The sequence below is a fragment of the Dorea chungnamensis genome (assembly GCF_039832125.1).
Taxonomy (GTDB): Bacteria; Bacillota; Clostridia; order Lachnospirales; family Lachnospiraceae; genus JAFBIX01.
Map to the genome: position 1 here is coordinate 35,096 of NZ_JBDOHT010000017.1, position 19,683 is coordinate 54,778.

Sequence of the window (19,683 nt, forward strand, 5' to 3'; positions counted from 1 at the left end):
AAAAACCTCCGTCCCTAATTTACCCTGTCCCTTTTATATGCCACAATCAGATCTACCATTCGATTATAACTTTCCACTCCATCTTTTTGTCCGTTTGCCTTTAAATATGTATCGTTCACTTTATTAGATACTTCTGCGACTGTCCCGTCATACCTTGCCCAGAATTCGTGATTCGCCTGCAGATCTGTCTCTGCCTCCGTGCTTAACTCACCGCACACTTCTTCCCACGCATCGTAATCAACTTTATACAATACATTCATGCAATGAATCCACCCCAGCATATTTCCGCTATATTGGAATGTTGCTTCCTCAGACTCGCGGCAGGCAAGAAATGCGATAAAGTTGGCTTCTTGCTCTTGCATAAATCCTCGCAAGTGCGACAGTTCGTGGCAGATGGTAAATGGAATGTTATAATCGGTCATTGCCTGATTGTAATTGGCTTCTATGGTAAACGGAGAATATACCCCGCTCAGGTTCTGTATGGAAAGTATCCAAGAATCCAGCAATCCTTTTGGCTTTGGATAATATCCTTTTAACTCTGGATATGTCTCGCCTAATTTTTGCATAGCAGTCACTGCCTGTTCCTCTGTCGACACCTCCAGCTCCATGGTTCCTTCTTGATTCCGTTCCACCGCATTGCTATATTGATTTACTTCTTCTGTCAGCCATACACAGACTTCCTTCAACTCTTCAATCGAATATTCATCTGCCTGAATCCCAGAAGTTTCCGAAAACGAATCCCTGTGATAATTCACTCCGCAATTGACCACATATAAGAAAAACAAGACGCCTGCCGCTAAGAAAACATTGCACAGCCATCCATATCCTTCTTCTTTTTTCAATTTCTTCCGAATTCTTCGAATCAGAAGCTGTGCACCAGACACCAGGAAAATAAGAATCATAAGATAAAGTAGTACTTCCGATACAGAAAAGGGGAAATATCCCATCGCACGACCAACTGTCTCCACCCATACTGGATAGATATGCGTGCTGTACCACTGGGCAAAGTCTTGACACATTCTCGCAGCCAGACTCAAAATAATGCTAATACCAATCAGTATACTGCTTATGATCACCTTGGTTTTCGTACGTTTTTTTATTCTTACATTCTTATCATCTGAAAACTTTGACATTGTAAATTTACCCTTATTTTATCATTTTTTCAATCTTTTATATCAATATAGTATCACGCTGGTTTTTCCGTCTCAACCCTAAAAATGTACCAATCTGCCAGTATAATCTACTTCATAAATTCCCCAAAAACCCCTTTGACATCATCCCAAAAAACTGTTATGATACATGGTACAGCGTGTAGCAAAACTGCGTAAATCCGGTTGAATGCTACATGCTTTTTATTTTTATGTGAAGCGTGTGGCCCTGGGCATAAATCCAGCTCTTTGGCCACACTTTTTATTTTGCCAGAGAAGTCTCTTACAAAATAATTAACATATGAAGGAGGAAAATATCATGGACCAAAAATCAAATCGTTTTTTGGAAACAGAACCAATCGGGGTATTGATGCGCAAGTATTCTGTACCCTGTATTATCTCGCTGCTGGTAGCAGCACTTTACAACATTGTTGACCAGATTTTTATCGCCAACGCAAGCTATCTGGGATCTTATGGTAATGCAGCAAATACAGTCGTATTCCCACTGACAGTCGTGTCTCTGGCTATCGCAGTCATGATCGGTGACGGCTGCTGTGCTTTCGTCAGCATCAGTCTGGGTGCCGGCAAAAAAGATGACGCCCACAAAAGTATCGGCAGCGCCGTTATCCTGTGCATCATCTGCAGTGTCATCCTGACTGCTGTATATCTTATCTTTCAGGAACAGATCCTGACTATGTTCGGTGGACGTGTCAATGAAGAAACTTTCCGTCAGGCTAAGGAATACTTCTTCTGGATTACGGTAGGTATTCCGTTCTATATGTTCGGTCAGGCCATGAATCCCATTATTCGTTCCGATGGAAGTCCCAAATTCGCTATGATTTCCACACTGGCAGGTGCATTTGCCAACATTATCCTGGATCCAATATTCATCTTTATCTTCAAATGGGGAATGATGGGCGCTGCAGTGGCAACCATCACAGGGCAGATTCTGACTGCTATCCTGGCCATATGGTATCTGTGCCACATGAAAGCAATTCAACTTAAGAAAAACAGTTTTCGTATTCACGGAAAACTTTGTAAAAAATATCTTCCACTGGGAATCTGCAGTTTCTTATCTCAGATCTCGCTGGTTGCTTCCATGGCTGCAGTAAATAACATGATTCAAAAATATGGGGCAATGGATGAAATCTTCGGTCAGGCGGAATATGCCCAGATCCCAATGGCAGTTGTAGGAATTGTTATGAAATTCTTCCAGATTGTTATCTCAATTGCAGTAGGAATGGCAGCCGGCTGTATTCCAATCGTCGGCTACAATATTGGTGCCAAACGGGATGACCGTGCCAAGAGTCTTTTCTCTCATCTGCTGATTGCCGAAGCCATCGTTGGTGCCGTCGCTACCGTTATTGTCATATGCTTCCCAAGACAATTAATCGGTATCTTCGGAGCATCCAACGAAAGCATCTACTATACCGATTTTGCAGTAAAAGCATTCCGAACCTACCTTTGTATGATGACCCTTGCCACTGTCAACAAAGCAACTTTCATCTACCTGCAGTCTATGGGAAAAGCTATGACTTCCACCATGCTGTCTCTGGTCCGTGAAGTTGTATTCGGTGTAGGTTTTGCATTAATACTTCCGCTTTCCTTCGGTCTGGACGGTGTCCTGTACTCCATGTCAGTATCCGATGTGCTTACATTTATCATTTCTTTGATCGTAATTATATACACATATAAAACACTTAACAAGAAAATCGCACAAGAAAAGGAGGCGGTAAAATGAAAAACAGAGTCATTACTATCAGCCGTCAATTCGGCAGCGGCGGAAGGACCATCGGAAGAAAAGTAGCCGAACAATTAGGAATCCCTTGTTATGATCATGAACTCATTGAAAAAATCGCCGAAGAAAGTGGATTTGCAAAAGAATATATCGCAGAACGCGGGGAATATTCTTCCCACGGCGGCTGGTTTGCCAATGCTTTCTCTGACCGAGATTTTTACGGACATTCCACACAAGATGACTTGTGGGCAATTCAGCGAAAAGTCATTTTGAAACTGGCAGAAGAGGGACCTTGCGTCATCGTAGGACGTTGTGCAGATTATATTTTAAGAGACGAGGCCGACTGTCTGAACGTATTTATTCACGCAAGCATTGCCAAACGTGCCGAACGAATCGTTGAGCAATACGGCGAACGTGAAGTTTCTCCTGAAAAACGTCTGAAAGACAAGGATAAACGACGCGCTTCTTACTATCAGTTCTATACAGATCAGAAGTGGGGCGCTATGCAGAATTATCACATTGCATTGGATAGTGGCGTCCTCGGCATCGAGAAATGCGCAGAGATTCTTGCCGGACTGTTTTAGTTTAGGTCTACCCTCCGCCAGAGGAAGCTTCTACCAGTCGTTTCCTCTGGATATATGATACCCTGTAAAAGAAGCGAAGAGATATTCCCGCACAAATCTCTTCGCCTCTTTTCTTTCTACCTCAGATTTTCATAGGATTAACATGGACCATGATATGCTTGATCTTCGGAAATTTTCGTTCTATATCATGGTGAACTTCTTCCGCTATATCATGCGCCTTTTGTAATGGCAAAGAACCATCCAGCGCAATCTCAATATCCACATATATTTTATTTCCAAATATACGTGTCTGGAGCAAGTCGATTCCTTCTACTGCTTCATTCTCCATCACGCAGTCAGATATCTGCTTTTCCGTCTCGTCATCACAAGAATGATCCACCATCTTATCCACTGCATCCCTGAAAATGTCATATGCTGCTTTTATGATAAATACAAAGATAACCAGACTGGCAATAGAATCCATGATTGGGAATCCCAGCCTTGCTCCTGCGATACCGATCAATGCTCCAACAGAAGAAAATGCATCCGAACGGTGATGCCATGCATCTGCCATCAGTGCACTGGAATCGATTCTTCTGGCATTGATCTTCGTATACCAGAACATGGCTTCCTTACTGACAATGGATACAATTGCCGCAATCAACGCCAGCATTCCCGGAATCTGCAATTCATTATAGTTACCAGATAAAATGTTTTTCAATGCTTCCATCCCTATGCCAAGTCCAGTAATAAAGAGAACCATCGCTAAGACAACCGCCGCCACACATTCCAGCCGTTCATGACCATAAGGATGGTTTTTATCAGATTCTTTCGACGCAAGCCGAATTCCAATAATCACAACAATCGTGCTGAACACATCCGAAGCCGAATGAACCGCATCACTGATCATCGCATTGGAATGAGCGATAATTCCTGCAAGAAGCTTTCCAAGCGCAAGCACTATATTGCCGACAATTGACACCATCGAGACCCTGTTTGCGACCTTTTGAAATTCATCATTCGTTATTCTGTTTTCTTCCATATTAGTTACCTCCCAAACGTAAGATAGCTCTATGGCACTAAATATATTGTGGGGAATTTTATGATATACTTCACGAAAAAAGAATAAAAAACACCCACGAATCAGTATTAGCAACTACTGTCCCGTGGATGTTACTTCCACTGTCACCTACGAAAGCTGCCACCGGCAGCTTACGGAATCTGCCAGTGGCAACTTACTCCAGATGCCCGGCAATTTCTGCGACCCGACTCCATGACATCCTGTCACGGTCTGCTCAGTTTGTACTGTAGATCTATATGCAGTGCAAAGAGTGTATTAAATGTAACACAAAAATTGCCATTTAGCAATAAAATTTTTATTTACTTGCAGTGTTGCCTGTTACAAGTAAAAAATGCAGAAAGACCTGCTGTGATCGGAACCGAAAGGATAACCGCCATACTTCCCGTTAAGCTGTGTATCAATTCAATCGCCACATAATCAGAGCTTAAGATCTGATTAAACTGTGCTCCATATGCAATCATTACCAGAAGTGCCGTAATGCTACTTCCGGCAAATGCCAAAATTAAAGTCTCACACATAGTTCCTATCATATCCTGTCCGATAGAAATTCCTAAACGGAATACTTCTGTCATATACATTTCCGGATGAATTTCCTTCATTTCAAACAAAGCTGAAGCTACTGACATGGTCATGTCCATCACCGCTCCCAACGATGCAATCAGAATTCCGGTAAATAAGGTCTGTCCAACCTTAAGACCCGTTGCACCCTGAACAATAATCAATTCCTCTGCTTCCTCCAGATTAAATCCACTCAGATGCAGAATCCCAGAAAATATATAATAGAAAACAGCTGCTAATATGACTCCTGCCATAGTCGCTGTAATTGCGGTAAATGTCTTCTCACTAAATCCGTTGAGCAATAACATAGAAAATACTGCAATTAAGAATGCACAGATGATTCCCAGCCCGATAGGTGACCATCCATGATAAACAGCCGGTAACAGAAAATCAATAATCAGGAAAAGTGCAAAGCAAAGACCAATCATACTCTTTACTCCTTTTCTTCCTCCGACCAAGATCATAAACACGGCAAACATTACCAATATCATGGAAATACCCACCGTCCTGTCATAATTAAATACGGTATAATATGGTTCCAGACCTTCTGGAGTATCCACCTTGATAATCAATCTTTGTCCCACACCTGTGGCAATGTTATGAGTTGCGCTCAATTCATTCTTAACTTCAATCTCCTGTCCTTTAAGGCTTCCGCTCTTCATGGCAACTTTTAAGGTCTGTACACCACGATACCTGTTGCTTCCTTCCTCCTGACTTAACTCTTCTGCCAGAATCCGGGTCACAACTCCGCGTTCGTAAGTAGAAGACTCAGAAGTATACATAATATATTCCACTGAGAACCATCGGTTCATCACCAGTGTCATGATGACAATAACTGTCATCATGGCAATGACCAATAGATCCGCTTTTTTATTCTGTATCTTTCCCTGTAATATCTTCTGCCCGTTCACTTCTTGTTTCCTGCTTTCTTTGTATTTTATCGAATACTGCGTCTGCGAAGAACAACTACGGCTGCTCCTGCTGCTAACAGCATAATCACGCCAAATAACACAAGCGGTGCCTCGTCGCCGGTCTTCACAGTTGTTGCCTTAGATGACTGACTGGTTCCTGCCGTTGCCAAACCATTTCCCTTTCCATTGTTGTCTGTCTGTCCATTCCCTGAACCCGTACCCGAAATCTGTCCTGGGTTCTCATCTGGATTTTCACTTGGGTTTTCATCTGGATTCTGACCTGGATTTTCATCAGTATTCTTAACAACTTCTACAAGCTGTTCCGCACTAGCCGTCTTTCCATATGTATCTGTCACATCATATACAATACGATAATTTCCAGTCTTGGATGTGTCTACATACTGTACTTGCTCACCTGTATCTGCATTATAAACGGTTACATGTACAAGCTCTGTAATATCATTTCCTTCATAGTCCTGTGCGCTGACACCCGTCATCGGATTGAATGCTTTTCCATCCTGTATAGTTATCTTCCCAGTCTCTGTCTGTGGCACACGAATCGTCGGATCCTCTGTACGATAGATAGTAAAGGAATCCATCTTCTGAAGCACATCCTTGTCTGTATAATATGTATCTACGGTAAAGGAATTTCTGGTCACCGTTACGTTGGTAATCGTAGTTTTGTTACTCTGATCCTGAACAGCAACATACTCTGGCCAGCCACTTGCAAGCTGTCCATTTCTTGCATAATATTTACTTCCGGAAGCAGAGTTCGCTGTTAAATAGAATACTTGTCCTTCTGCTGGATTCGTGACACTCTCCGGTGCTTTTTCACCCTTTGTCACATCATTTCCCTCTGGAATGACTGCATTACATCCATTCATCATATAGGTTCTTGTATAGTAATGATCATGTCCCATCAATACTACATCAATACCAAGCTCCGAGAATACAGGTGAAAGTTCTGTACGTCTTTTTTGAATATCGCTGTCTGAATAATGATTTGCCACACTGTATGTAGAATGGTGGAAGGTTACAACTGTCCAGGTTGCTTCCTGATGATTGTTTAGTGTTTCCTGTAAAAATGCTCTGTGCACTGCAGTGTCTGTATTATTTGAGTTGATGGACATCACAAGCATACCATTATACATGAACCAGTAGTCACCACTTCCTGAACCTGTTGTTACACCTTTGTCAGATACATTCGGCATATTGTAATAAGATGTATATCTCTCAGAACCATTGTCATGATTGCCCACATTGGTTGCCAGTGGAATCAAGCGCATTGCATCCGGAGAGAGGAATCCTTCATATTCAGTATCGCTATCTCTGGAATTCACCTGATCTCCTGCACTTAACAGGAAACTCGTCTGCGGAAATGCCTGCAATGATCTGCTCATGGTATTCTGCCAGTTTGTAGTATCAGCTGCTGAATTGCCACTTGCTCCGATCTGCGGATCTCCTGCAAACAAGAAACTGAATTCCTGATCCTGTCCCAATGCCTGTGTGGTAAATGAGTAAGTGTCAGACCACTTTTCATCATTTCCTACTCTATACAGATAGGTTGTGTTTTCTTTCAAATCTGTCATGGTAGCCTTGCAACTCTTAAGACCGTTTACTGCACTATCAGTTTGTGTAGCTGTATAGCTTACTGCATCTGCCGGGAATTCATTCCCTTCGACCCATCCCTCTGGTTTTGTCGCCACCTACACATATGCCTCTTTATCAGAGCTTGCCATCCAGGTAATAGTTCTCTGTGTTTCGTCACTTCCAATATTCAGAGAGATATATTTGACTTCTTTCTCCGGCACTGCTGTACCAAATGTCAGAGACTGAAAATCAAGATAAACATCAGAACTCGATGGTCTTCCGTTGTGAAGTTCTACAGACACCACATTTCCTGTTCCTTTCAGATTCAAAGCCTCAATCTCTGTGAAATTAATTTCTCCTGTCTTCGGAGCACTTGCATTTGAGCCTCCATATCCATTTTCATCAAAGGAACCATCATCATATCCTGCAATCCTTACTCCATTAATGTAAACGGTTACAGCATCATCATAAAGAAGACTTCCCGTGACGGACTGTACGATTGTCGGATCTTCCAGATCAAATGTTTTGCGGAAATAGTAGACTGGAATATCATTCGAAGTTCCCTCAATGTATTGGTTTAACAAAGTCTTAGGAGTACAGCCGCCACCAAGGTCCGCAATCACACCATTCTTGGCACCAAAACTGCCTGCCGCCGTCTTCCATGTTTCCGTCACCGTCTCGCTGGTCTTCCAGCCATCAGCCGGTGCCTGATTGTCATCTCTGTACTGCCACTGCGTATTGGCATCTACAATTGTGATATTGTCTGTATCCTCTTCTGCACGAACAGCTCCAGATTGCCCCGGAAAGGATAAGCCTGCTGTGACAATAAGAGCCAGGGCAATCAATACGCTGGCAATTCTTTTCTTTTTTCTCATTATCTTTTTCATCCTCCTTGTAATAATAGATTCAGAAAAAAATATACTGTAACAATGTAAAATCTTATTTCTCTTTTGTAAAAATCTTTGTAATATTTGAGTTAAATATTTCATATCAAATAAACCAGCATATCGCAAAAATCGCAGAGATTGTACTAAAAATCTCTGCGCCTTGTAATACAAAAAATCCGTAAGCATCTGCCTACGGATTATAAAAAACTCCCCGAGTTGGGCTCGAACCAACAACCCCACGGTTAACAGCCGTGTGCTCTACCATTGAGCTATCGAGGATTACTACTTTTCTAGTATAACTCTCCCCAATCTATTTTGCAAGAATTTTTATTACCATATCTTCAATATTTTTGGGAATACGGGCGCTCGCCAAGCGCCCGTCATTTTTATCTATTATTATTCAAAAAAGCATTCTGCATTCATCCAGTCTCGCTTAAAATTATTGATATAATGCTCTGTTAATGGATTCGGTGAAGTAAAGGTATCTTCAAAAACATGATATGGAAGTGTAAGGCAATCTGCTCCTGCCATAAAGTAGTCGACAATTTCCTGTGATTTTTCTATAGATGCAGCTAAAATCTTTGTATCTATATTTAATTTTTTATATACCGTTGATATTTGCGAAAGTGTATCGACACCTTTATACCCTATGATATCATTTTGTCCTGTGTATGGCACAACATATGTGGCTCCGGCCTGTGCACACAGAACGGCTTCTGCGGCAGTCAATATCGCAGTTGCACATGTTTTAATTCCCAGCTCACTTAGTCTTGCAATTGCTTCTACTCCATGGTAATTAGCAGGAATCTTTACGACCATATTATCTCCTGCAGAATTAATACGCTTCCCATCTGCGACCATATCTTCAACTGTTTCCCCAACAACCTGACCAAATACTGGCATATCAGGGAGTAATTCTGTAATCGCTCTAAGTATTTTTATACCATCTTTTCCTTCTTTTGAAATAATCGAAGGATTCGTTGTAACTCCCTCGATAAGATTTTTATTTTTTAGAATTTCTAATTCCTTTATATTTGCTGTATCTGCTAATAATCTCATAATAACCCTCCTAAAATAATCCTTTACAACAAAAAACCTATAGACTGCAAAGTCTATAGGTCAATATCCAGCTCCCCGAGTTGGGCTCGAACCAACAACCCCACGGTTAACAGCCGTGTGCTCTACCATTGAGCTATCGAGGATTACTACCTTTCTATTATAACTCTCCGCAATCTATTTTGCAAGGACTTTTTTATTTTTTACAAATATTTATTTCAACTCTAAAATTGGAGAGATACGCCCTTTAAGCACTACGACAACTTAAAGGGCATATCAATATATCTGCAGATCCTTAACGGATTGTTATACTCCACTGATTGCAATAAGTCTCACCAGTTCCCAGACGTACCAGATCACTCTTATTGCTGAACTCTTCTACCACATCTTGTCTGGATGGAAGGGAAGTCCATGGTTCAATACAAATATAGGGCGCTTCGGTTTTCGGCGCATGCCAGAATCCTAGATAAGACATCTTAGGATAAGATACCGTAACACTTCTTGTTCCTTTGTCCGATTTTAATGTCACTTCCCCCGGCATATTCTGAAGAACAATAGCATCATCATCGAACATATCATGTCTCATTCTTATCTTCTGCCCATCTTCTAATGGAAATTCTTTATTGATTCCATTCAAGAAACAAGTTTCTGTATGACCAACCCTGTCCGGGCAACCTTTTCCCGAAAACTCCAGATAATAATCTGAGAATTCCAGGCCATCTTCCAGCGGTGCCTTGAATCCGGGATGCCCGCCGATTCCGAAATACATCATCTTATCTGAATTGTTCCGAACCTGATATCCAATCTTAATCTGATTCTCATCCAGTTCATAACTCACGCGCAAAACAAAATGATACGGATAAGATTCATATGTTTCTTCTGTATCCACAAGTTCCATCACGATCCTGTCTCGTTCATGCTCTACAACCTGATACGAAAGTTTTCTTGCAAATCCGTGGATTCCCATATGATACTCCTGACCATTTAAAGTATATTTCCCATCTGTAAATCTTCCTACAAATGGAAATAATATAGGTGCTCTCTCCGGCCAGTACTTCGGATCTCCATCCCACAGATATTCTGTCCCGTCTTTTATGACAGATTGCATCTCTGCACCAATGGCAGCTATCTTAACCGTCATGCATCGATTACTAATCTCATAATTCACGTTCATTCCTCCCACTATTCTGCATCTGGATATTCTGTACACAGCAGACGGTATGCCGGCTCATCTTCTTCGATCGTTGGGAAACGTCCCATTCTCTCATAGAAGAAGTTATCGTTATCGTCATCATTACACATAGATACCTCTCCTAACAGAACAGATCCGCCAGTTTCCGGAACTACAAAATCATGGAACATATAAGGTGTAATTGTAATACTCTCTCCAGGTGTCAAAAGCACTTTTGTTCCTGCCGGAACAATTTCTTTCTTACCATCTTTATATACAACTACATCTGTATCCAGTTTTTCCATATCCTTAGTTCCGTTATAAACAGTGATATAAATATCATTTCCGCCTCGGTTGATAATATCTTCCATCTTAGATACATGATAGTGCAATGGAGCGGTCTGTCCCTCGTAGAGCATTAATAATTTCTCTGCATATGTCTTTGGATACTTCTCTGGCATCTTCTGATTTCCGTTTCGAATTGTAAGGAGCGCGAATCCGACCTCATCAAATTTGCCAAGGCCGTAATCCGTAATATCCCATCCAAGTTTATTATCACGAATTTCATCATATTCATGTCCAACACTCTTCCAGTCTTCAGCAGCCCACTTTGCAAACGGTGGAATCTCAAACCCATGTTCCTTGATCAACTGCTCCATATCCTTAATTACCTGATTAATCCTTGAACGTTTCATATTATTTCCTCCAAACATTTTATTCTTTCAAAACTTTGCTTTTATAAATAAACAGCAGGGCTTCTTCATACATGAAGCATGCAAAAGAGCCCCGCTGTTCTACATTATCATACTTACATCTTGTATTCTGATAATATAATCTCAGGCCTGTCAGCCTGCTTCTTATTGATTAATTCTGCATTTGTGACAAAGTTCAAAAGAGCATCTATTACTGCAGTTTCATTCAAATGCGCAAAACCTTTATAATAATTAAAAGGTCCTTCTGTTCCTGCCGAAAGCAGTACATAGTCTGCAAGATTCGCTACTGGTGAATTTGCATAAGCAGTAATCGCAATCGCTTTTAATCCTTTTTCCTTTCCAAGCTCCAATCCCTGAATCACTTGTTTGGATGTACCAGATTGAGAAATTGCAACCAATATATCATCCGAATCAGCTAAATTTACATTATTCAAAAAATATTCTGCGGCAACATTATATGTGCTTTTAATTCCTAATCTTCCAAGACGGAATCCCATATACTGAGTTAATGGACATGTATTTCCTACGGCCAGAAGATGCGCCTGCTTACATGACTTCAATAGATTCACGCAATTCCACATGACATCGGCATCTATCCTTCGCCCTATTGCGATAATATTCTCCGCATATTCTCGAAATTGCCTTTCTACCTCATCATGCGTCTGTACACGATTGACCGTCTCATACTGCTGTCTTCCCAAATCCTTCGCCAGAGTAATACGGAATTCATAATAACCCGTATAGCCAATATGGTGACACATTCTTACAACCGTTGCATCACTCACACCACTTTGCTTTGCCAGTTCAGACACATTAGAATCCACCGTCTTTTGTGGATTTTTCAAGACAAAATCTGCTACTTTTTTTTCAGCTGAAAAAATGCAGTTATAGTTCTCTTTTATTACCTCGAGAACACCTTTATTCAGCATACTCTCTTTTTTCACTTTGACACCTCTCCTTGAAGGGAGAGCCCAAAAGGCTTAGTATAAAGAAGCTTTTCCAATTGTCTGGAAGAGTTCTAATTTATGTTTTGCACACTCTTTCATAGCTTCCATACATTGAGGCTCAATTACATTTGGCTCTCTTACCCCTTCATCTTTTAATACTTCTCTCATTTTCTGGAAATATGCAACCTTGATATCAGAAGAAATATTAATCTTATTGATTCCAAGTGTTACAGATTCTCCAATTTCTTTGTCCGGATTGTTAGATCCACCATGAAGAACCAATGGAATATCTACTTTTGCTTCAATCTCTTTCAAAATATCCAGTTTAAGTTCTGGTTTCATTCCTGCTGGATATAAACCATGACATGTTCCGATTGCAACAGCAAGAGTATCTACACCTGTCTCTGCAACGAATTTTGCTGCATCGTCTGGATTTGTATAAATGATTTTTGCTGTTCCGCCTTCGAAATCTGCCGGATCAGTAGATCCGATAGTTCCAAGTTCTGCCTCAACAGATACATTTGCAGGATGTGCAGCTTCTACTACTTTCTTAGCACCCGCGATATTTTCTTCAAAAGGAAGCTCTGCACCATCAAACATTACAGATGTAAATCCAGACTGGATCGCATAAATAATTGTTCCAAAATCACTACAGTGATCCAAGTGAATACATACTGGCACTGGTGACTTATATGCTCTTTCCTTAATAGCTAAAACCATTTCTGGTCCAGTAAAGCTTAATTCATCTGGATGAATCTCAATGATAACCGGTGAATTAGTTTCCTCGCAAACATCCATGATTCCCAAGAACATTGAGTAATCGGAAATATTGAATGCCGGAATCGCAAATTTGTTCTCCTTTGCTACTGCCAAGATGTCTTTCATATTCATTAACATAATTTAGTCCTCCTCTAGAAATATAATACTATAAATTACCATTTTTTTCTATAAAATATTTTTTAGAAACACATTTGTACGCCGCCTAAGAATGAATCACCCAATCCAATGGTATATTTAGGTTTATCAATATATTTCGACGGTACTAATGTTACTTCATCCGCGTATTTGCTCTCTATCACTTTACTGTAGTTCTCAATCCCCTTCGGGCTCAGCTCAAAGGTAAGAACCTCTCCAATCTGTTCCTTCGTACCATAACTTCCATTCTGTGCTTTTGCAGTAGCCAACATATTTCCATACATCAGCCCTTTTTCGATATCTGCTTTCAGTTTTTCACCTACATACATAGAATAATCTTTGGTATGAATGATAATACCCTTACGGATACCAAATTTTTCCCGAATAAATTTTGCACCTTCAACACAGGAAATAATGTCACTAATATCTATATCAAAATCATACATTTCTTTTAATGTATACTTCAGTTCTTCTTCGTTCAGGCTGACAATATCCACGCAAGAGCATACCGTCTCCAGACAAAGCTTTCTTACTGAAATATCATGGAAGTGTGCATCTTCAAAAAATACGATACCTTCCGGGTTTTTTTCACGATATTTCATAACATGCTGTTCTGCAAAATCCAAATGTTCCTTCAAAACTTCCGGATCTAAAAGCGCATTAAAGCTGGACAATACATTACTGCTCACATGTTCTGCATTTTCTTCAACCCATTTAAAATAAGGTTTAAAAAACGGAACATATTCATTCACCGTAATCTTTGTTAAAATCAATCGGTTCGAGCAAGGAATCTCTGCTTTTTGATCGCCCAGACAGATCACATCACCTTTTTTAAACTGTATAATACAGTGTACTTCCTGATCCTGAGTCTGGACAATTCCATCTGTATGTACCAACTCTCCTTCTTCAGAAACGGTATAAACATAAGGAGACTCTAACAACTTACATACCTCTTTGGAGTCATCTGTAAGATGCACGACAGACGGGCAGCCCACCTGAGCAAGTGCCAAAGCCGCCTGAACTGCCGTTCCGCCCATTCCATACTGTGCAGAAAAGCACTCTTCCAAGAGTTTTGTATTCTCTATATCTGCTTCTCCGCCTATTCCCCGGCTACAATAATACACAATTGTCTGGAGCAATTCTTCCATAGTGTGAACCTTTTCCGGGACTTCCATCTGCGAAAGATCTCCATCTGGAAGGTATTTTGCAAGCAATTCATTCAATCTTTCAACCTGAAAATCGCACAAAATATCTAAGTTGCTGGTATATCCCATTGCTGTATAACGCTTCTCAGACACACGCTTTTTCACTGTCTCATCCATTGTTTCATATGCCTGCCTGTATTTTTGCTCAATCTGTAATACATTCATCACTATTGAAATCCTCCTAAATATTATCTGTCTTAACTTTTTACTGATCCTGCCGTCATACCAGCGATAAAGTATCTCTGGAAGAACAAGAATAATACAAGTATCGGTAATGATCCAAGTACACTCATTGCCATCATCTGATTCCACTCATATGAATGCTGTCCCATCAACAAGTTGATACCTACCGGCACCGTACGCATATCATTCGTCTTTGTCAATGCTAACGCAAACAAATATTCATTCCATGCCTGCATGAATGTATACATTCCAACGGATACCAGACCAGGTACAGCTGTAGGAACCAGGATTTTCCACAAAGCTTTCCAACGGGATCCTCCATCAATCATAACCGCTTCATCTAACTCTTTTGGAAGAGTATTCAGATATCCCGTTGTCATCAAGATACAATATGGAAGCGTAAATACCAGATATGTCAGGACAAGTGCTGCATATGTATTGTATAATTTTAAGCTTACAATCAAACTCAAATATGGAATCAACAAAGTAATCGGCGGTACAGCCTGTACAGCAACGATAACCGTATTAATTACGCTCTTTCCTCTAAAGTCAAAACGGCTAAATGCATAAGATGCCATAATTCCAATAATAAGAGTGATCACTACTACCAACCCAGCTATAATGTAACTGTTAATAAAAAACCTTACCTGCTCCGGGTTTGTAAAGATTGCTTTATAAGCATCCAAACTAAAATTCTCAGAAATCCATGTCGGCGGCCATGCAAAAATCTCCGCATTAGGCTTAAATGAATTCAAGAACATCCATACAATCGGAAAACCCGCCCACAAAGTACCAATGATCAATACTATGATAACTAAAATCTGAACTGAAATTTTTTTCTTTCCTATCATACTTTAATCCTCCGATCTTTGTTGTCTGACATAGAAGATTCCAATAATCGTACATACAATAAGAAGAATTACGGCTGCAGCCGATGCCATTGAATACTGATATTTCGTGAAGCCCTGTTTGTATATATATGTACTGATCGTCTCGGTTGCATTGACCGGTCCGCCTCCTGTAGTCATCCAAATCAAAGCGAATTGCTGCAATGTCCAAACAAAGTCTAACATCAGAAGACTGACAAGAATCGGTTTTAATTGAGGAATTGTAATTCGGAAAAATGTCTGAATAGCATTCGCGCCATCCAGTGCGGATGCCTCATATAAATCTCCTGAAATTCCCTGTAATCCTGCCAAAATACTAATCATATAGAAAGGATATCCCGACCAAATATTAATCACTGTAACCGCTTTAAGCGCAATATCTCTCGTTGCCAGGAACGATACGTTTTTATCAACTATGTGCATAGATGTAATAAGATAGTTGATTACACCATTCGGATCTAACATCATTCTCCAGAGAATTGCGATAACAGATGCTGTAAACATCCATGGCAAAGCATAGATTACTCGGAAAATACCTTTTACTCTAACACCAAGGTATCTTGTATTCAATACCATTGCAAATAACATACCAATTAAAAGATGTGCTACAATGCTGACGATAACAAAGAAAAGCGTATTCCTTATTGCGACCAGGAATGTTGGGTCCGTCAGTACTGCTTTATAGTTCTGTAATCCAACAAAAATAGGATTCTTATTAACAATCACATTATCGAAGAAGGAATATCCGATAACCATGATAATAGGTACAACCAGCAGAACAATCATTAATGCAACTGTTGGTAAAAGATATAAATATGGTGTTGCCTGTTTCTTTAAAACATCCTTTTTGCTTCCTGCCGGCCTTGTCATTACTTTATTTCCCTTTGCCAATCATCCCACCTCCTTCATTTATTGAGAAGTATAGGCTGCGCGAATATACGCGCAGCCTATATTCTTTAACTCTAACTCTTTAACCTATATTTCTGTCCGATTTTTATTCAAAAGCCGGCTCCCAGCTTGCCTGTGCTGCACTTAACATATCTGCTGCAGATGCTGTATCTCCATCCAGAAATAATACAAGCTGCTCATTAAAGCTTCTCATCAAATCTTCAGATGTAGGAGCACCTGTGAATTCGTTGATAGCATAACCTGTCTGGAAGATATCGTATGCTTTCAGGAATAATTCATCGTTTTCAGAATAATCAGGCTCTGCAGTTGCATTTCCTGGGAAAGCATTTGCAAGCTGAGCTAATTTAGCATTTACTTCTGGGCTCATAAGATATTCTACAAACTGCCATGCTTCTTCTTTGTTCTCGCAGTTTTCAGCAATACCGATACCCCAGTTAGCAACGTCCATTCCGCTTTCGCCTTCGTAACCATCCATTACAGGCATCTTAGCGTAATCAAAGTTAAGGTCTGGGCTTTCTTCTTTGATCAGTGTCAAGTGAGAAATTCCATCTACCATGAATGCAAGACGTCCGTTTTCGAACTCGTTAACCATATCCTGCTCTTTCATAGCTTCAGCACCGTCAGAGAGGTATCCGTTGTCTTTCATCTCTTTTACGAAATCAACAACCTTCTCCAGATCTTCATTACCTTCAAGGTTCGGTTTTCCATCTTCTAACATAGCTCCGCCTGATGCCTACAGCCATGTCATGAACTGATTCTGAATACCGTTAGGAGCTTCAGAAGATAATGGAATTGCAAATGCAGCTGCATCTGTATTAGATGTAATCTTATCGCATGCATCCAAGAACTCAGACCATGTTGTTGGAACCTCAGAAACCCCAGCTTCCTCAAGGATGTCCATATTTACATATAATGGATATGCAAAGTTAACAACTGGAATCATGTATGTACTTCCATCTACCTGAATCTGATCTGATAACTGGCTGTCATCATAGCCTGCATCTGTCATCAAATCTGTCAAGTTTGCGATAGACTCCTGTTTTGCAAAATCATATACCCAAGATCCATCAAGACCAACTACATCAGCCATTGTTCCTGCTGCTGCACCAGCCGCGATCTGAGTCTTAGTATCTGCATAAGGATTGCTCAGAAGTTCAATGTTGATTCCTGTTTCCTCTGTGAAGTCATCACAGATCTCCTGAAGTGCTCCATCCGGAAGCTCTACGCCCCACCACTGTTGGAATTCAAGTGTAACGCCATCTCCGCTGTCTCCACTAGCTTCTTCTGAATCTCCGCTGCTGCTAGATCCACAAGCTGCTAATGAAAGTACCATTGCGCCAACCAGACCAACTGAAAGCATTTTCTTCATGATTGTTCTCTTTTTCATTAATAGTTCCTCCTTTAAATGAAATTTTATTTCAGCATTTTGTGAAAAAAATTTTTAAGGCAAATTTCCGAATATCACATATGGATGGATTTTTATGTCTATATTCGCTAATTTATCCTTATTTTTCTTCCACTTTTTATGCTATTTTAATTATATTATAAAATATTTTTTCATATTGTCAATATGTATTATTGCTAAATTTAAATTATGTGTAAGAAATTTTATTTTTTCGTTAATTATTTCACTTATTACTGACGCGTCATGAAAATACATTTCTTACACATTAACATAAAAAGGGTCACAGCATTTAGTAATAACTTTCCCAAATACTGTAACCCTTTTTCTCTCTTACTCCATAATTTCTTCTGGTGATGGAATAGAAGTCTGAGCTCCCTTTCTGGTTACTGCAATAGATGCCACCTTTTGTCCGAACACAATAGCCTCTCCACAGGTTTTTCCCTGACTTAGCGCCAAAGCAAATGCTGCAGTAAAACAGTCTCCTGCTGCAGTTGTATCTACTGCCTCTACCTTACATGCCGGATAATACTCTTCCGTTCCTTCTGCCACAAACAAGCACCCTTCGTTCCCAAGTGTAACCAATACATTTTTTACACCTTTTTTTAACATAGAACAGGCACCTTCCTGAATTGCATCTATCCCCTCAAGCGGCCTGCCCACCAATATAGAAAGCTCTGTTTCATTCGGCTTAATATAATCAATTCCTGTCCAGAAACTATCCGGAAGATCACGAACCGCCGGAGCCGGATCTAAAATAACCGTCTTGCCAAGCTTTATCGCCATTTCTTTTATATATTCCACCGTCTCCAGAGGTATCTCCAACTGCATAATAATAATATCTGCCTTTTGAATTACATCCTCATTCTTCTGAATTAGTTCTTTTGTTACATCTGCATTCGTACCAGGGATAATGATAATAGAATTCTCGCCACTATCTTCTACCGTTATAAATGCCTGTCCAGTTGTCCCTCCCTCAATCTCTGATATACCGGAAACATCCACTCCGACACTTTTCAGATTATTGACAAGAACTTTCCCCGGAGCATCATCTCCCACAGCACCAATCATTTTAACTTTTCCCAGAAGCTTACCGACTGCGTACGCCTGATTCGCTCCTTTTCCTCCCGGAATCTGAGTTACACTCGTTCCGGCAAGTGTTTCCCCTGCTTTTGGCATTTGAGGAACCTCTATAACTGTATCCAGATTCAAACTTCCAATCACTGCAATATTCTTCACTTGTTCTTCTCCCTTTTATTTTTATTATTTTGTACGAATTTTATATCTGTAAATGTTTATCATCTACTACATGTTCTGTAAAAACAGTATCATTTTAGACACTTTAAATCAACTAGCTATTATAACAAAACATTTTGAATGATAATAATCTTTTATACATATGAAAAAAAGACAGTCAAACTGACTGTCTTAAACTTATATACCTTCAAAACTGCATACAAGAAATATCATCCATTACCTATCACCTTGCTTGGTCATGCCCTCGACCGATTAGTAGCAGTCAGCTCCATACATTACTGTACTTCCACCTCTGCCCTATCTACCTCGTCGTCTTCAAGGGGTCTTACTACTTACGTAGGGATATCTCATCTTGAGGGGGGCTTCACGCTTAGATGCCTTCAGCGTTTATCCCGTCCCGGCTTGGCTACTCTGCCATGAACCTGGTGGTTCAACAGATGCACCAGCGGCCAGTCCATCCCGGTCCTCTCGTACTAAGGACAGCTCCTCTCAAATATCCTACGCCCACGCCGGATAGGGACCGAACTGTCTCACGACGTTCTGAACCCAGCTCGCGTACCGC

The 19,683-nt window shown here is 40.4% G+C and carries 16 protein-coding genes, 2 tRNA genes, 1 rRNA gene, 1 pseudogene and 1 riboswitch; of the genes and pseudogenes, 2 read left to right on the forward strand and 18 right to left on the reverse strand.

What is annotated here, in order from left to right:
• Positions 1–14 precede the first annotated feature (14 nt).
• Positions 15–1,133 carry a DUF3810 domain-containing protein gene (locus tag ABE613_RS12905; protein WP_347376589.1) on the reverse strand — a complete coding sequence of 373 codons (1,119 nt, stop codon included), beginning with the start codon at positions 1,131–1,133 and terminating at the stop codon, positions 15–17.
• 334 nt (positions 1,134–1,467) lie between these two features.
• Between ABE613_RS12905 and ABE613_RS12910 the strand changes: the two genes are divergently transcribed.
• Positions 1,468–2,889: an MATE family efflux transporter gene (locus tag ABE613_RS12910; protein ID WP_235232973.1), complete on the forward strand. Its 1,422-nt coding sequence runs from the start codon at positions 1,468–1,470 to the stop codon at positions 2,887–2,889.
• A complete protein-coding gene (locus ABE613_RS12915) occupies positions 2,886–3,470 on the forward strand; it encodes a cytidylate kinase-like family protein (protein WP_235232974.1) in 585 nt (194 codons plus the stop codon). Before ABE613_RS12910 ends, ABE613_RS12915 begins: the two co-directional genes overlap by 4 nt.
• 121 nt (positions 3,471–3,591) lie before the next feature.
• Here the strand turns inward: ABE613_RS12915 and ABE613_RS12920 are convergent, their stop codons facing one another.
• The 17 genes and pseudogenes from ABE613_RS12920 to ABE613_RS13000 all read right to left on the reverse strand — a co-directional run.
• Positions 3,592–4,491 (reverse strand): cation diffusion facilitator family transporter, encoded by a 900-nt coding sequence (locus tag ABE613_RS12920; RefSeq protein WP_347376590.1) that lies wholly within the window; start codon positions 4,489–4,491, stop codon positions 3,592–3,594.
• Positions 4,492–4,606: 115 nt separating this feature from the next.
• Positions 4,607–4,758: riboswitch (NiCo riboswitch) on the reverse strand.
• Between the two features lie 71 nt (positions 4,759–4,829).
• The gene (locus tag ABE613_RS12925) at positions 4,830–5,999 is read right to left on the reverse strand and encodes a YibE/F family protein (protein WP_347376591.1); all 1,170 of its coding nucleotides are present in this window, start codon (positions 5,997–5,999) and stop codon (positions 4,830–4,832) included.
• Between the two features lie 26 nt (positions 6,000–6,025).
• The gene (locus ABE613_RS12930; protein WP_347376592.1) at positions 6,026–7,705 is read right to left on the reverse strand and encodes a metallophosphoesterase; all 1,680 of its coding nucleotides are present in this window, start codon (positions 7,703–7,705) and stop codon (positions 6,026–6,028) included.
• On the reverse strand, positions 7,706–8,464 hold the full coding sequence (locus tag ABE613_RS12935) for a hypothetical protein (protein WP_347376593.1): 759 nt from the start codon (positions 8,462–8,464) through the stop codon (positions 7,706–7,708).
• A gap of 219 nt (positions 8,465–8,683) precedes the next feature.
• Positions 8,684–8,755, reverse strand: a tRNA-Asn gene (locus ABE613_RS12940).
• A gap of 117 nt (positions 8,756–8,872) precedes the next feature.
• Complete coding sequence (locus ABE613_RS12945) at positions 8,873–9,535, reverse strand: transaldolase family protein (protein WP_347376594.1); 663 nt, start codon at positions 9,533–9,535, stop codon at positions 8,873–8,875.
• Positions 9,536–9,606: 71 nt separating this feature from the next.
• Positions 9,607–9,678: transfer RNA gene (locus ABE613_RS12950), tRNA-Asn, on the reverse strand.
• A 149-nt stretch (positions 9,679–9,827) separates the two neighbouring features.
• Entirely contained in the window at positions 9,828–10,700 is an 873-nt protein-coding gene (locus ABE613_RS12955; RefSeq protein WP_235232979.1) for an aldose 1-epimerase family protein, read from the reverse strand.
• 14 nt (positions 10,701–10,714) lie between these two features.
• The gene (locus ABE613_RS12960; protein ID WP_235232980.1) at positions 10,715–11,398 is read right to left on the reverse strand and encodes a D-lyxose/D-mannose family sugar isomerase; all 684 of its coding nucleotides are present in this window, start codon (positions 11,396–11,398) and stop codon (positions 10,715–10,717) included.
• 113 nt (positions 11,399–11,511) lie between these two features.
• Entirely contained in the window at positions 11,512–12,360 is an 849-nt protein-coding gene (locus ABE613_RS12965) for a MurR/RpiR family transcriptional regulator (RefSeq protein WP_235232981.1), read from the reverse strand.
• A 36-nt stretch (positions 12,361–12,396) separates the two neighbouring features.
• Positions 12,397–13,260 carry a ketose-bisphosphate aldolase gene (locus ABE613_RS12970; RefSeq protein ID WP_235232982.1) on the reverse strand — a complete coding sequence of 288 codons (864 nt, stop codon included), beginning with the start codon at positions 13,258–13,260 and terminating at the stop codon, positions 12,397–12,399.
• Positions 13,261–13,322: 62 nt separating this feature from the next.
• Positions 13,323–14,648 (reverse strand): ADP-dependent glucokinase/phosphofructokinase, encoded by a 1,326-nt coding sequence (locus ABE613_RS12975; RefSeq protein ID WP_347376596.1) that lies wholly within the window; start codon positions 14,646–14,648, stop codon positions 13,323–13,325.
• Positions 14,649–14,680: 32 nt separating this feature from the next.
• Entirely contained in the window at positions 14,681–15,517 is an 837-nt protein-coding gene (locus tag ABE613_RS12980) for a carbohydrate ABC transporter permease (RefSeq protein WP_235232983.1), read from the reverse strand.
• Between the two features lie 3 nt (positions 15,518–15,520).
• Positions 15,521–16,444 (reverse strand): carbohydrate ABC transporter permease, encoded by a 924-nt coding sequence (locus tag ABE613_RS12985; protein WP_331473107.1) that lies wholly within the window; start codon positions 16,442–16,444, stop codon positions 15,521–15,523.
• A gap of 103 nt (positions 16,445–16,547) precedes the next feature.
• Positions 16,548–17,849: pseudogene (locus ABE613_RS12990) on the reverse strand (ABC transporter substrate-binding protein).
• A 348-nt stretch (positions 17,850–18,197) separates the two neighbouring features.
• A complete protein-coding gene (rbsK, locus tag ABE613_RS12995) occupies positions 18,198–19,103 on the reverse strand; it encodes a ribokinase (protein ID WP_347376595.1) in 906 nt (301 codons plus the stop codon).
• Positions 19,104–19,353: 250 nt separating this feature from the next.
• Positions 19,354–19,683, reverse strand: a 23S ribosomal RNA gene (locus ABE613_RS13000); the annotation flags it as partial.